Here is a 13,661-nt window from a genome sequence, read left to right as displayed (position 1 = left end):
GCCGCCATCATCAACAGGTGAACGTGTGGCACGAACGGCCTTTTCGACACAGCTCGCGATACTCTGGGCGCTTGTCGCGGCGCTATGCATGGCGCTGGTCGGCATTGTCTGGCTCATGATCGTGTCCGCACAGGGGCAGCAGGTCGCGCTGGCCCAGCAGCAGTCGCTCGCCGCCTGTGACGCCGTCGCCTCGCGCTACAACCTTTCGTTGCAGGAGCCGGGCAAACCCAACACCGATCTCATGCATGCCGTGCTCGATGTCGTGCTCGCCAGGACGGATGGCGTCGAGGGCGGCTTCTGGTCGTCGTCGCTGCATTCCGGTTCGCCGCCACCACGTCCTGCTCCACCCGATGGCGCGCCGCCCGACGCGAGCGGGTTTCTCGCCTACGCCTTTCCGTCGTATCAGGGCAGCGGCATCAAGCGCGACATTCCGGCAGCCGAAACGCCGCTGATCTTGAGCGCGCTCACGGCGGCATCGAATGACGCGCGCGTGGCGGCCAGAACCGTCCGCAACGGGCAAGATGCCGTGCTGGCAACGGCCTGTCCTGTAGCAGGACATCCCGGCCTCTATGTCTGGATGCTCACGCGCACACACCCTGCGCTCGGCGTACTGGGCGAGACGTCCATCGCGGTGCTTGCCGTCGTCCTTGCCGTTCTGCTCGGCGTGTCGCTCTATCTTGCGCTTGCGCTGCGCAACTGGCGGCGCAAGCTCGACGGGCTGGAAGCTGCGCTGTCCGGCGCGGGTGACATGGAAACGGTAGTAGCGATGCCCGGCGAACGCGATCTCGACCGGATCGCCCAATCCGTCAACCGTTACCTCGAACGCACACACGCATGGCAGCAGCAGGCACGCAAACTGGAAACCCAGCTGGCACAGGCCGAGCGCTTCGCCGCGCTGGGCAAGCTGGCAGCGCAGGTCGCGCATGAGATCCGCAATCCCGCCGGCGCGATGCGCCTGAAAGCGGAAAACGCGCTCGCCGGAGACAGCGCGCGCCAGCAAAGCGCCTTGCGTTCGATCCTCGGTCAGCTTGAGCGTATCGAGAGTCAGGTCGCGAGCCTGCTCGCGCTGACGCAACCCGTGACGCTTCACTGTGAACCTGTCGATCTGGCTACATGGCTTCACGAAGTCGTCGATGCTCACCGCGAAGCCGCGCTGGCAAAACGCGCGGCGCTATCGGCAGATGTGGCACAGTCCGCGCAACCGGAAGGTTCACGTGTCGGCCATCCTGTTTTCGATTCCGGCCAGCTGCGACGCGCGGTGGACAACCTGCTGCTGAACGCGCTGCAGCATGTCCCGGCCGGCGGACAGATAGCGCTCGACGCCAGCCGTCTCAGTTCGCCATCCGGCGATCGGCTGATCCTTCACATCACGGACGACGGCCCCGGCGTCCCCGACACCGAACGTGAACGGATCTTCGAGCCTTTCGTCACGGGACGCGCCGACGGATCGGGACTGGGTCTCGCGCTGGTGCGCGAGGTCGCGTCTGCGCATCATGGGCGCGCGTACCATACCCGCACGGACGCTCAAACGTGCTTTGTCATTGATATTCCATGGCAACCATCCTCCTGATCGACGACGACGATGCGTTTAGCGAGGGCCTGGCGGAAACGCTGACGGATCTCGGTCATGACGTCGAGCGCACGGCTTCCGGCGAAAGCGGACTCGCGCGGCTCGCAACCGGCGCGACGCCCGCCTGTGTATTCCTTGACTTCAGGCTGCCTGGCATCGATGGACTCGCGGTACTCGAGAAACTGCGGAAAATGGACCATGGCCGCCAGATTCCCGTCGTGATGCTCACCGCACACGCGAACAGCGACAACACGAGCGGCGCGATGCGTCTGGGTGCGTTCGAGCATCTGACCAAACCCGTTGGCCGCGACGATATCGCCGGATTGCTGAAGCGCATTTTCGTGGCTAGCCCGACGCCGGGCGCGGCATCCCGGACGACCACCGTTCCCGCAACATTCGATGAACCTGACGATGCGATGCCGCGTCTGCTCGGCATCAGCGAATCGATGCGCGAGGTGCAGAAGCGCATCGGACGTGCCGCCGCTTCCGATGCAACGGTGCTCATCACGGGCGAAACGGGGACGGGCAAAGAAGTCGCGGCCAGCGTGTTGCACCAGTCGTCGCGACGCGCGCATGGGCCGGTCGTCGCAGTCAATTGCGCGGCCATCCCGCATGAACTGCTGGAAAGCGAACTCTTCGGTCACGGCAAAGGGGCGTTCACGGGCGCAATGAACGCGCGAACGGGCCGGATCGTCGATGCCAGCAACGGCACGCTCTTTCTCGACGAGATTGGCGACATGCCGGCTGCCATGCAGGCCAAACTGCTGCGCGTGCTGCAGGAAAGAGTGGTCACCCCGCTTGGCACGAACGAAGCCGTTGCAGTCGACGTGCGTGTGATCGCCGCGACGCATCGCGAGCTCGACGCGATGGTGGCAGCGGGTGAGTTCCGGCAGGATCTGCTCTATCGGCTGAATGTCATTCCGATCCACCTGCCGCCGTTGCGCGAGCGCCTTGCCGATATCCTGCCGCTCGTCGGGTATTTTCTGCAATCGACCACGCGAGACCGCCCGAAACGGCAGTTCTCGGTTGAGGCACAACGGCGTCTGTTGACACACGCGTGGCCGGGTAACGTGCGTGAATTGCGCAACGCGGTTGAGCGGGTGAACGCACTGTCGCCCGGACCTGTGGTGACGGAGAGCGATCTCGCGTTCCTGATAGGCAGCGCTGCGTCCGATCCACCGCTCCCGGCGAGCCTCTACGATCTTCCGCTGGCTGAGGCATTGCAGCAGGTCGAACGCGAGATCATCCGACGGGCGCTCGAAATCGCGCAAGGCAATCGCGCGGAAGCGGCGCGAAGGCTTGGCATCAGCCGTCAGTCCTTGTACACACGCATGGCCAATCTCGGGATCGACTGAGTGCGCAGAATCACGCCTGCCATCGCGGCAAGCGCAAGACGGGGTTCAAGTTGCGAGCGACGTATCGACTGCGGGATCGCGCGGCACGCCGCACGCTTTCTTAAGCGATGCGCCAAAGAACAGCCATACCGCGAGCGAGCCAGTCGACACGGCGCCCAGAACGAGAAAAGCCGACGCATACCCGACATGCTGGGCCAGCGCGCCACCCAACGCCGGACTCAACGCCGCACCGACACCCTGCACGGTCATCACCACGCCCTGTCCGACATTCACACGCCCGGTTCCTTGCAGCAGTCGCACCACGAGCGCGGGCACAGCGACGCTTTGTAGCCCCGCGCCGATCCCGTCGAGTGCCTGCACCGGCCAGACGCCCCACGCGTTGATGAACATCGCGGCAACCAGGCCACGCACCGGCAATGCAAGAAACGTGATGAGCATTACGCTCCAGTAGCCCAGACGCACGATAAGCCGGCTCGCCAGACATGCTGCAGCGACCATCACGAGTTGCGCGACGACGATAGTCTGCGCCGTGAAAGCACTCGGATCGCCCTTGTGCGCGGCGACGACGGCAAGCCCGTAGAGTGGCAGCATCGCCGCATTGCCGAGGTGGAACATCGCGAGCGCCGCCGCGAGCAGGAGCAGTGGCCGGCACGTCAGCAGCACACGGAAGCCGCTCGCAGGCTCATGCCCGGCAAGCGACGCATCGCCGAGACCACGGGCGCTGTCGTGATCGATCGAATCGGCCCGGATCAGCAGCGTCGAGACGACCGTCATCACCCCGAACGCGCCGGCCAGCACGAATATCGCGCCGAATCCGTAGCGCCAGCCGAGCCAGCCCGACAACGCCGCGCCCGCCACGTTTCCCGCGTGATTGGCGACCTGATTGCGGCCGAACTGGCGATCGAAGCCCCGCGCGCGCACGATGCCGAGCGTCACGCCGGCCACTGCGGGCCCGAGCGCGGCGCCCGTCACCGCCGTGAGGATCTGCGATGCGGCGACCATCCAGACACTGTGCGACACCCACAGCACGAGTGAAGCCAGCGTTGTCAGCACGCCCGCGACCACGATAATGGCGCGCTTGTGACGGGTCGCATCGACGAGTGCGCCAGCCGGAGACGTCGCGAGCACGCCCGCGATACCGCCGATGGTCATCACGGTGCCGATCGCCTGGGGATGCCAGCCGCGCGCCAGCAGGAACACGCCAAGGAATGGCCCGATGCCCGCCTGCACATCGGCCATGAAGAAGTTCAACGCTTCGAGCGCAACGTGGCGGTTGCAGAGTGGCGTGTTCATGAGTTGCTCATCGTGCGGATCGTCCGGGCGGGTACGAGGAGAAACGGACTGTGTCAATCCATCGGTGCGTCGACGAGTTCTGCGATCTCATCCACTTCGATGGTCCGGCCATGACGGTTCTTGATGCCGTGTCCCCAGGCTTTGACATGCGCGCCAGGGCATAGCCATGACGCGAGTTCAATCGCCGCATGCGGCGGCATGCGCAGCGACGTGCCATCGTCGAGCAAAGCGCCTCGCAACTCGCCCTTCGGCCCGAACAGAGGCAGCACGACTTCACCCGCTGCCTCCATCGGCTTATGTTCGACAGGCGGCTTGTGATGCTTCTCAGCACCATGCTGCGGCCCTTCGTCGAGGATCACGGTGCCGCTCCGGGTGGTCAACGCGACGGCGGCAATCATGTCCGCGCCGCGTGGTTTCACGCCTCGCACCTTCACGGTGTCGCCGAGCGCGATATGGCGCGCAACGCGTCGGGACAGATGCGGCGGGAAATGCACCTGTCGCGAATCGAGGACAATGCCATCGAGTTCGCCGTGAGGGTTGAGCAGAAATCCTTTCACGATGCCGCGCGTTTCGGGAAGGCTGTCCGGGTCGATCCAATGCATGCTGATTCTCCTGAGTGAATGTGGGTTGAAGTCTGTTGAGCTGTCCGTTACGTCATGGGCCCGGAGGCATCCGGTCATAAAGTTGCGTCAGGTTGCCCGGCGCGCCGAACGCAGTTGCCTGCAACGCCGTGCCGTACTGGTTGCGCGTGCCGTAGCCTTGTGCCGACACGCTCGCGCCGGCCTGAAGCAGTGTCGGGAATTGCTGCGCGACGGCAGGCGTGAGCTTGATCACGGTTCCGTCCGTCAGGATGACGCCGTCCGGTTCGCCTCGTGGTGCGGTGGTCACGTGCGTGACTTTCCCCTCCGCGCGCAAAGGAGAAAGCCCTGCGCCGCGAAGCTCGCGCGGTAACGGCTGGGCGCCCGGCATGGGCGGTTGGTCGAGCAGTTGTTGCCCCGTTCTTGCGTTGACAATGCGTTGTGCCGTGAACGTGCGGCCGGCGTTGGGCCACCCGCTCAGCTGGACAGCATCGCCCCGGCGAACCAGCGAGGTGAGTTGCGTGCCGAGGTGCGGCGGGAAGTGCACGAGCAAGCCGTCGCTGGTCAGGAATCCATCGACATCGCCGTCCGGATTGACAAGAAACCGCGATACCGTGCCTTGCGCGACGGATGGACTGCCCGCAGCGGCGGAAGGCGCCGGGGCGCCTGGGTCTCCCGCGTCAACGGGCGGTGGTGGCGGTGGCGGCGCGCCGGTTGCGATGGAGGGCGCTGGCTGCACGGGCGTGGATTGAGTCTGCGCGGCGCATCCCGTGCTTGCCGCTACCAGCGTTGCAAGCGCCAGGGCGCTCGCCCGCCGTGCGATGTGTGGCCGCGCGTGGTTTGAAAAGGCAGGTTGCATGATCGACTCCTTCGTATGACGCGGAGTGATCTGCAAAGGCCGTACCATCGGCCCCAACCCCCATCTTTCAAGGGTCTTCGGCCCCGATGTGCATCGACACTGTCAAGGAAGCGGACAGGTGCTGTCGGTTTGCCCGACACCCGGGCTAACGCGTGGATAACGACACGTGTTCATCGATCCACGCGATGCCATCAGATATCGGCGTTCTACTTCGACGGCGGCGGATTGGCGCCATTGGCCGCACTCGCCGCCTTCTGCTTCTTCGACGCCTCATGATGTCCGATCGCGCATCCCGCGGCCGCACCGGCGACACCATGTTTCCCCGCAACGTGGCCTGCAACGCCGCCAACGACGGCCCCTTCCGTACAGCCCGCAGCTTGTGCCTCACCTGCGAGCAACGAACACATTGCAATGCCCGTCGCTACGACCACACGCATTTTTGTCATCCTGTTCTCCTGGGAAATTTTCAAAGCGTTCGCAACCGGCGTGCCTGCCATGCATATCGGCATTGGCGTATGGATACGGGCGAGCGGCGGACGAAGAGGAATAGCACTTGCGCAGTGCAAGGCATGCAAACCGGCAAGAGACTCTCGTGATGGCAACCGTTCTTCTCGTCGACGACGACTACGACACGCTCTGGCCGCTCCAACTGGCATTGGAGGCCATGGGTCATCACGTCGTGCTGGCGGAAAACGGACAGGTCGCCTTGTCCTGCACGACGCGCGTTCTGCCCGATCTGGTGGTCACCGACTGGAACATGCCCGTCATGGACGGGATCGAGCTTTCCGAGCGGTTGCGTTGTTTTCCTGCGTTCGCGCGCGTGCCGTTGCTACTCGTCTCAGGCGAAACGCCGCCGCCTTCTGCGCGCCGGCTCTATGACGCGATCCTGCAAAAACCTGTCGATCCATCCGAACTCGCACGCGCCGCGAACCTGTTTCTGTCGCGGCGCATCGGTGCGAACCGTATCTCGCAGTTGAATCCTCTGCCACCGACCGTGTCGCGCTGGCAAGCCATCGATCCGCGCAGTTGGCCGTGAGCCTTGCGCGTCCGATGCCGGTTGCCACACGTGGTTGCCACACGCATCAGGCGTCGACGCAAGCCATTGCGCTCGATGGAAACACGACGGTTGCGATGAGGCCGCTTTGATCGTCGCGACGGTTCTTCAGCGAAATCGATCCGCCATGCTTCGTGACGACTGACTTCACGATCGACAGGCCGAGTCCGCTGCCTTCGCCTGCTACCGTATTCAAGCGGAAGAAGCGGTCGAATACGCGGTCGATCATCTCATCCGGAATGCCTGGCCCCGTGTCGGTAACACGCACAACGACACCTGCCGCATCCTCGCACACGTCGATATCCACACGGCCACCAGAGGGCGTGTATCGCAACGCGTTCTCGACCAGATTGCGCACTGCCATGCGCAACTCACCTGCATTCGCATCGACGTGCGCAGTGTCGAAACGCTGCACACCCAGATCGATGGAGCGCGCGTAGGCAACGGGCAGCAGATCGGCTACCAGTGTCCGGACCATTTCCTGCACATCGAGCGTCTCGCCGGCCCTGCCAGGATCGCGTTGTGCATCAGCGCGCGCGAGTTCGAGCAGTTGCCGGATCATCGTCGCCGATCGAACGATCGCGTCGCGCAACTCTTTCAAACGCTCTCGGCGTGCGGCGGCATCGGGTGCATTCTCCAGGTTGTCGATCCGCAGTTGCAGCGCGGCGATTGGCGTACGCAGTTCATGTGCCGCATCGGCGATAAAGCGCTTCTCTCCGTCGATGCCCGTCTGCAAGCGCTCGATCATCCGATTGATCGAATCGGCGAATGGCCTGACCTCGTCGGGGACATGCGATATGTTCAGCGGCGTCAGCCGGCTCACGCCGACCCTTTCGGCATCGGCACTCGCGCGTTTCAGCGATGCGAATGCTGCATTGACGATCAGCGGAATGGCGATCCAGACGAGCGCTATCTGAAGAATCGTCGGCACGAGGCTCTTGAGCGCCGCGCGCCCCGCTGTCTGTTCACGAAACGACAAAGGCTGGCCGACCTGATAAGTCAGACCGTCCGTGTCGTTTCGAAGCGTATAGAGCCGGTAGCGGTGGCCCTTGATGCGCTCGTCCGAATAACCAGCTGGCGCGTCGCGGTTGAACAGCACTTTCGGATCGGTATTGTCGGTGGGCGTGGCGAGCCCCTGTTGCCATATTTGCCCGACGAATCCATCGATCGAATGCGGCGGTGGACCGTGCGTACCGAGCGTTCCCACCTTGCCGGCCGAGAGCCAGACGGCTGCGCCTTGCAGATGCTGATCGAGCAGTTCGTCGATTTGCCGCATTGAAAGCCAGTATGACGTGCAGGCATCGGCGACGCCGATGACAGCAAATAGCACGATCAATGTTCCGATGATTCGATTTTTGAGTGATCGCATGACGTGGCCTCCGATGTATGCCGGCTGACCCGACCTTTCCCCGTCCTGCGTCTCCGATGCCCGACAGGGAATGACGATCGGTGTGACAACCGGCAATGTCGGTTCGCCCTGCTTTTCCTTGTATTCGCCGCTTGCAGCACCTGATTTCGCCGCGGCGAAACGTGAAGGCGTGGAGATCCGCCGATATATCCCCAAGCGTACGTCGCGACAATTAGAGAAAAATTAGCCAGCACGAAACGTCAGCAACGTCGAACGCCGCGATGGCATCGGCCGGATATTGTCTATATTTCACATCAGAGGCCGCGCCTTGGCTTGCACCCGGGCGCAGCAGGACGTCTGAGGCCAACTGTTTCAGCGAACGGGAGAGAAGAGATGAAAACCGATACTGCACGTCAGGCGCTCATTGCCACAGCGCTTGCCGGTCTTGCTGCCGTGACGCCGCAGTTGGCGCACGCCGACAAGCAGGTTCAATGCTATGGGATCGCAAAAGCAGGACAGAACGATTGCGCCAGCAAGACGGGCGTCCATGGCTGCGCGGGCGAAGCCAAGGTCGACAACGACAAGGGTGACTTCAAGAATATGCCCGAAGGAACCTGCAAGAAGCTGGGGGGAACAGTTGACAGTTGAACGCGCTGCACGATGAGCGAGATGACAACGATTCACACCCTGCACGGCGTCGGCGTTGGGCTACGTCATGCGCACTATGCGGATTTTCTGGCATCGACACCAGCCGTCGACTGGATCGAAGTCCACAGCGAAAACTACTTCGGCGATGGCGGCTACGACCTGCATGTGCTGGAGACGATCCGCCGCGACTTGCCAGTCAGCCTGCATGGTGTGGGGCTTGGGTTGGGATCTGCTGCTCCGCTGGACACGATACATATCGGCAAACTGCGACGTCTCGCGGATCGTATCGGCCCGCAGATCGTGTCAGAACATCTGTCGTGGAACGCGACCTCTTCGGCCTGTCTCAACGATCTGTTGCCGCTGCCGCTCACCCATGAAGCGCTCGACTATCTTTGTCCACGCGTCAATGCGCTCCAGGACATACTACGGCGTCCGATTCTGCTGGAGAACGTGTCGACATATACGCGATTTCATGACGACCGGTACGGAGAGACCGTGTTTCTGGCGGAACTGGCCCGCCGCACCGGTTGCGGCGTGCTGCTGGATATCAACAATCTCTTCGTCAATCAATGCAACCACGGTGAAGATGCGATCGCTGCCATCGATGCGCTTCCGCCACAGATTGTGGGTGAAATCCATCTCGCTGGACATAGCGTGACCGACATCGGTGTGATCGACGATCACGGCTCTCGCGTGACACACGAAGTCTGGCGTCTGTACGAATATGCGCTGCAACGTTTCAGCCACTGCCCGACGCTGATCGAATGGGACACGAATCTGCCGCCGCTCGCAGAACTCGTCGATGAAGTGGAGAAAGCTCGTCGTGTGATGGAGCGAACGTGAAGACGTCACTTGCAGACATTCAGCAAGCCTTTTTCAACGCCGTGCGTCCCCCGCACGACGACGCTGCCTTATCCGATCGACTGTCGACATCTGGCGACATCGTCAGCGAGCGCTTGAACGTGTACCGCCGCAACGTTCAGTCAGCCTGGCTTGCGGCACTGAAGAACGCCTACCCGGTTCTACTCGCTCTGACGGGAGATCGCTATTTCGCAGGGCTTGCGCAGGCCTATGCAAAGGATCACCCGTCCGTAAGCGGCGATCTGAACCGCTTCGGTGCGCATCTGCCCGAGTTCATCGAAGCCTGGGAACAGAATGCGCACTACGACTACTTCGGTGACATCGCGCGGCTGGAATGGGCCGTTCACAACGCCTGGTATGCGGCCGCCCCACACGTCACGAGTGCGCAGCAGTGGCAGGAAGCTGGCAGCGAGCGTCTGCTGAATAGCAGGCTGACTGTTCATCCGGCATGTTCCACCATTCGATCACGTCATTCGATTGGCGCTATCTGGCGCGCACATCAACCGGGCGGCGGCGCTACGCGCGACATCGCGGCAGCAGCCTGCGTGCTTGTCGCGCGTCCGCAGTGGCGTCCTGTCGTCGTGGATCAAAGCCTCGCGGCACATGAGGCATTTCTGGCCCTTCAACAGGGTCAAACGCTGAACGAGGCGATTGACGTTGGGCTTGAGATCGATAGCTCGTTCGATATTGCCGCGCAGTTGCAGATGTGGATCTCGATAGCCGCCGTGACGGGCATCGCGGGAGCCTGAGCGACTCGTTTCGTTCAGGCTTACGCACGTCACTACGCCCGCATTTTTGCCTCCGCCCATTTCGACTCGCGCGCAGTCTTCACGAACGCAGCCAGATATTCGATGTCGTCATCGGCTTTACGCGTGCCGAGAAAGATCTGCTTTGCGATACCCTTCTTGCCGAGTTGCAGCGGCGTGAGCGGCATCCAGCCCGCGTACTCTTCCGCGAGCCAACGCGGCAGTGCCGCCACGCCCCGGCCGCTCGCCACCATCTGCAGCATGATGTCGGTCGTCTCGATCACCTTGTGACGCCTGGGCACCACGTTCGCGGGCGTCAGAAACTGCGTGTAGATGTCGAGCCGGTCGGTTTCGACGGGATACGTGATCAACACTTCCTTCGCCAGCTGCTCGGGCGTGACGTAGGCCTCACCCGCCAGCGCGTGCTCATCGGCGACGACCAGCACCTGCTCGTAGTCGAATACCGGGTGAAAGCGTAGTTCCGGCTTTTTGAGCGGGTCAGGCGTGACGAGCACATCGATCTCGTAACCGATAAGCGCACCAATGCCGCCGAACTGGAAGCGCTGCTTCACATCGACATCGACATCCGGCCAGCGCGCGAGGTACGGCGACACAACCTTCAGCAGCCACTGATAGCACGGATGGCATTCCATGCCGATCCGCAGCGTACCGCGCTCGCCTTGCGCGTATTGCTTCATGCGCTCTTCCGCAAGCTCGAACTGCGGCAGCATACGGTTGGCGAGACCCAGCAGATACTGACCCGCCTGCGTGAGCCGCATCGATCGTCCTTCGCGCGTCCAGACAGGCGTGCCCAGTTGCTGCTCCAGTTTCTTCACTGCATGGCTCAGCGCCGATTGCGTGAGATTGAGCGTATCAGCGGCCGCCGTCAGCGAGCCTTGCCGCTCGACTTCACGCACGACCAGAAGATGACTGCGCTCCAGCATGACCCACTCCATGAACAGAATTAATGGTTGTATGAAATAAATCCATTTTTATTCATACAAGGAAAATTCTATCATCGCCTCCAGCTACTTTCTTCTGGACGGCACACAAACATGGTCACCACGCACAACCTGGGTTTTCCGCGCATCGGCGCGAAGCGCGAACTGAAGTTCGCACTCGAAAAATACTGGAAGAACGAGTCGTCGCGCGACGAGTTGAAGACGGTCGGCGCACAGCTTCGCGAGCGGCACTGGAAAGACCAGGCGGCTCTGGACTTCGCACCCGTCGGCGATTTCGCGTTCTATGACCAGGTGCTCGACATGAGCTTCACGCTCGGCAATCTGCCGGAACGCGTGCGCGGCTTTCACGGCGATGCACTCGACAACTATTTCCGCGTCGCGCGTGGCCGCTCCGCTCAAGGTGAGGTCGATCACAGCGCCTGCTGCGGCGGTGTCGCAGCCGGTGAAATGACGAAGTGGTTCGATACGAACTATCACTACATCGTCCCCGAGTTCGATGCGAACACGAACTTCTCGCTCGATCCGTCGCGTCTGCTCGAACAGTTGAACCAGGCGCGCACGCTCGGCGTGAAGGCCAAGCCGGTGATCATTGGACCGGTTTCGTATCTGTGGCTCGGCAAGGCGAAGGACGATTCAGACAAGCTCGCGCTGCTGCCGCGCCTGCTGCCCGTGTACGCCGCATTGCTCGATTACTTCACGGCGCAGGGCATCGAGTGGGTGCAGATCGATGAGCCGGTGCTCGTGACTGAACTCGATGCAGCATGGCGCCAGGCATTCCGTACCGCGTACGAAGCGCTGTCCGAGCGTCGCGTGAAGCTGCTGCTCGCGACCTACTTCGGTCAGCTGCAAGACAATCTCGAACTCGCATGCAAGCTGCCCGTGGATGGTCTGCATATCGATGCGATCAACGCTCGCGATGAAATCGTCAAGGCCGTCGCGCAACTGCCGGCGACGACGGTGGTGTCGGTCGGCGCAATCAATGGCCGCAACATCTGGAAGACGGATCTGACCGCTGCGCTCGAATGGCTGGAACCGCTGCACCGCGCGCTCGGTGATCGTCTGTGGATCGCGCCGTCGTGCTCGCTGCTGCACACGCCCGTCGATCTGAACAGCGAACAGAAGCTCGATGCCGAGATCAGATCGTGGCTCGCCTTCGCGCTGCAAAAGCTCGACGAACTAAATGTGCTGGCACGTGCGCTGAACAATGGTCGTGAATCGGTTGCAGAAGCGCTCGCTGCCAACGCGAAGGCGATCGCGAGCCGCCGTGCATCGCCGCGTGTGAACAATCCGAAGGTAAAGACGGCGCTCGCCAAAATCGACGCATCGCTTGGCAAGCGTGCAAGCGCCTACGCACAGCGCGCGGAAAAGCAGTCGGCGATCCTCAAGCTGCCCGCGTTCCCGACCACCACCATCGGCTCGTTCCCGCAGACGCCTGAAATTCGCCACGCTCGCAGCCAGTTCAAGGCAGGCGAACTCGATCAGGCTGGCTACAAGGCTGCGATGGAGCAGGAAATCACGCGCGCTGTGAAGGAACAGGAAGCGCTGGGTCTCGATGTGCTCGTGCACGGCGAAGCGGAACGCAACGACATGGTCGAATACTTCGGCGAGCAACTCGATGGCTACGCGTTCAGCCAGTTCGGCTGGGTGCAGTCGTATGGTTCGCGCTGCGTGAAGCCGCCTATCCTGTTCGGCGACATCAGCCGTCCGAAGGCGATGACGGTCGAGTGGACCCAGTACGCGCAATCGCAAACGACGAAGCCGATGAAGGGCATGCTGACGGGGCCCGTCACGATCCTGAACTGGTCGTTCGTGCGTGATGACCAGCCGCGTTCGGTATCGTGCTATCAGCTTGCGCTCGCCATCCGCGAAGAAGTGCTGGACCTCGAAAAAGCCGGCGTGCGCGTGATCCAGATCGACGAAGCGGCGCTGCGTGAAGGTCTGCCGCTGCGACGGGCACAATGGGCCGAGTATCTGCGCTGGGCAGTGGAATCGTTCCGCATCACCGCCAACGGCGTGCAGGACGACACGCAGATCCACACGCATATGTGCTATTCGGAGTTCAACGACATCATCGCGTCGATCGCCGATATGGATGCCGACGTGATCACGATCGAGACTTCGCGTTCCGATATGGAATTGCTCGACGCCTTCGATCACTTCAACTATCCGAATGAAATCGGGCCGGGCGTGTACGACATTCACTCGCCGAATATTCCGAGCCAGGAACACATCGTGAACCTGATGAAGAAGGCGGCTGAGCGTATTCCGGCGGAACGTCTGTGGGTGAATCCGGATTGCGGTCTGAAGACGCGTCAATGGGCGGAAGTGCTGCCCGCGTTGAACAACATGGTGGCGGCTGCCAAGACGCTGCGCGCGTCGGTCTGATC

At 62.3% G+C, this 13,661-nt stretch carries 13 protein-coding genes; 7 read left to right on the top strand and 6 right to left on the bottom strand.

What is annotated here, in order from left to right; all coding sequences use genetic code 11:
- The first annotated feature begins 25 nt into the window (after positions 1-25).
- Complete coding sequence (locus DK391_RS02105; RefSeq protein ID WP_109476318.1) at positions 26-1,570, top strand: HAMP domain-containing sensor histidine kinase; 1,545 nt, start codon at positions 26-28, stop codon at positions 1,568-1,570.
- A complete protein-coding gene (locus tag DK391_RS02100; protein WP_109476317.1) occupies positions 1,552-2,925 on the top strand; it encodes a sigma-54 dependent transcriptional regulator in 1,374 nt (457 codons plus the stop codon). The genes DK391_RS02105 and DK391_RS02100 overlap by 19 nt, the downstream gene beginning before the upstream one ends.
- Before the next feature lie 45 nt (positions 2,926-2,970).
- Here the strand turns inward: DK391_RS02100 and DK391_RS02095 are convergent, their stop codons facing one another.
- The 4 genes from DK391_RS02095 to DK391_RS02080 all read right to left on the bottom strand — a co-directional run bounded on the left by DK391_RS02095 (position 2,971) and on the right by DK391_RS02080 (position 6,092).
- On the bottom strand, positions 2,971-4,218 hold the full coding sequence (locus DK391_RS02095) for an MFS transporter (RefSeq protein WP_109476316.1): 1,248 nt from the start codon (positions 4,216-4,218) through the stop codon (positions 2,971-2,973).
- A gap of 53 nt (positions 4,219-4,271) precedes the next feature.
- On the bottom strand, positions 4,272-4,820 hold the full coding sequence (locus DK391_RS02090) for a hypothetical protein (RefSeq protein WP_109476315.1): 549 nt from the start codon (positions 4,818-4,820) through the stop codon (positions 4,272-4,274).
- A gap of 52 nt (positions 4,821-4,872) precedes the next feature.
- On the bottom strand, positions 4,873-5,655 hold the full coding sequence (locus tag DK391_RS02085) for a hypothetical protein (RefSeq protein WP_109476314.1): 783 nt from the start codon (positions 5,653-5,655) through the stop codon (positions 4,873-4,875).
- 206 nt (positions 5,656-5,861) lie between these two features.
- Positions 5,862-6,092 (bottom strand): hypothetical protein, encoded by a 231-nt coding sequence (locus tag DK391_RS02080; protein WP_109476387.1) that lies wholly within the window; start codon positions 6,090-6,092, stop codon positions 5,862-5,864.
- 158 nt (positions 6,093-6,250) lie between these two features.
- Here DK391_RS02080 and DK391_RS02075 point away from each other — a divergent pair, with 158 nt between their 5' ends.
- A complete protein-coding gene (locus DK391_RS02075; protein ID WP_109476313.1) occupies positions 6,251-6,691 on the top strand; it encodes a response regulator in 441 nt (146 codons plus the stop codon).
- Between the two features lie 46 nt (positions 6,692-6,737).
- Here the strand turns inward: DK391_RS02075 and DK391_RS02070 are convergent, their stop codons facing one another.
- Positions 6,738-8,078: a HAMP domain-containing sensor histidine kinase gene (locus DK391_RS02070; protein WP_109476312.1), complete on the bottom strand. Its 1,341-nt coding sequence runs from the start codon at positions 8,076-8,078 to the stop codon at positions 6,738-6,740.
- A gap of 372 nt (positions 8,079-8,450) precedes the next feature.
- Here DK391_RS02070 and DK391_RS02065 point away from each other — a divergent pair, with 372 nt between their 5' ends.
- The 3 genes from DK391_RS02065 to DK391_RS02055 are packed head-to-tail and all read left to right on the top strand — an operon-like array spanning position 8,451 to position 10,315.
- Entirely contained in the window at positions 8,451-8,705 is a 255-nt protein-coding gene (locus DK391_RS02065; RefSeq protein WP_109476311.1) for a DUF2282 domain-containing protein, read from the top strand.
- 12 nt (positions 8,706-8,717) lie between these two features.
- Positions 8,718-9,548: a DUF692 domain-containing protein gene (locus DK391_RS02060; RefSeq protein WP_109476310.1), complete on the top strand. Its 831-nt coding sequence runs from the start codon at positions 8,718-8,720 to the stop codon at positions 9,546-9,548.
- On the top strand, positions 9,545-10,315 hold the full coding sequence (locus DK391_RS02055; RefSeq protein ID WP_109476309.1) for a DNA-binding domain-containing protein: 771 nt from the start codon (positions 9,545-9,547) through the stop codon (positions 10,313-10,315). Before DK391_RS02060 ends, DK391_RS02055 begins: the two co-directional genes overlap by 4 nt.
- Positions 10,316-10,347: 32 nt before the next feature.
- Here DK391_RS02055 and DK391_RS02050 read toward each other — a convergent pair whose 3' ends face one another.
- Positions 10,348-11,256, bottom strand: a complete 909-nt coding sequence (locus tag DK391_RS02050; RefSeq protein ID WP_109476308.1) for a LysR family transcriptional regulator — start codon at positions 11,254-11,256, stop codon at positions 10,348-10,350.
- 111 nt (positions 11,257-11,367) lie between these two features.
- On the opposite strand from DK391_RS02050, the gene metE reads away from it, so the two are divergent.
- Positions 11,368-13,659 carry a 5-methyltetrahydropteroyltriglutamate--homocysteine S-methyltransferase gene (gene metE / locus DK391_RS02045; RefSeq protein WP_109476307.1) on the top strand — a complete coding sequence of 764 codons (2,292 nt, stop codon included), beginning with the start codon at positions 11,368-11,370 and terminating at the stop codon, positions 13,657-13,659.
- Positions 13,660-13,661 lie beyond the last annotated feature (2 nt).

The sequence above is a fragment of the Paraburkholderia sp. C35 genome (genome assembly GCF_003121405.1).
Classification (GTDB): Bacteria; Pseudomonadota; Gammaproteobacteria; order Burkholderiales; family Burkholderiaceae; genus Paraburkholderia.
The sequence above is the reverse complement of the archived record's forward strand: the minus strand, read 5'-3'. Positions and strand labels throughout refer to the sequence as shown.

Excerpts from the sequence above, each read along its gene's own strand:
- DK391_RS02090 (WP_109476315.1), bottom strand. The coding sequence starts at position 4,820 with ATGCATTGGATCGACCCGGACAGCCTTCCCGAAACGCGCGGCATCGTG.
- DK391_RS02095 (WP_109476316.1), bottom strand. The coding sequence starts at position 4,218 with ATGAACACGCCACTCTGCAACCGCCACGTTGCGCTCGAAGCGTTGAAC.
- DK391_RS02100 (WP_109476317.1), top strand. The coding sequence starts at position 1,552 with ATGGCAACCATCCTCCTGATCGACGACGACGATGCGTTTAGCGAGGGC.
- DK391_RS02080 (WP_109476387.1), bottom strand. The coding sequence starts at position 6,092 with ATGCGTGTGGTCGTAGCGACGGGCATTGCAATGTGTTCGTTGCTCGCA.
- DK391_RS02050 (WP_109476308.1), bottom strand. The coding sequence starts at position 11,256 with ATGCTGGAGCGCAGTCATCTTCTGGTCGTGCGTGAAGTCGAGCGGCAA.
- DK391_RS02075 (WP_109476313.1), top strand. The coding sequence starts at position 6,251 with ATGGCAACCGTTCTTCTCGTCGACGACGACTACGACACGCTCTGGCCG.
- DK391_RS02070 (WP_109476312.1), bottom strand. The coding sequence starts at position 8,078 with ATGCGATCACTCAAAAATCGAATCATCGGAACATTGATCGTGCTATTT.
- DK391_RS02085 (WP_109476314.1), bottom strand. The coding sequence starts at position 5,655 with ATGCAACCTGCCTTTTCAAACCACGCGCGGCCACACATCGCACGGCGG.
- DK391_RS02065 (WP_109476311.1), top strand. The coding sequence starts at position 8,451 with ATGAAAACCGATACTGCACGTCAGGCGCTCATTGCCACAGCGCTTGCC.
- DK391_RS02060 (WP_109476310.1), top strand. The coding sequence starts at position 8,718 with ATGAGCGAGATGACAACGATTCACACCCTGCACGGCGTCGGCGTTGGG.
- metE (WP_109476307.1), top strand. The coding sequence starts at position 11,368 with ATGGTCACCACGCACAACCTGGGTTTTCCGCGCATCGGCGCGAAGCGC.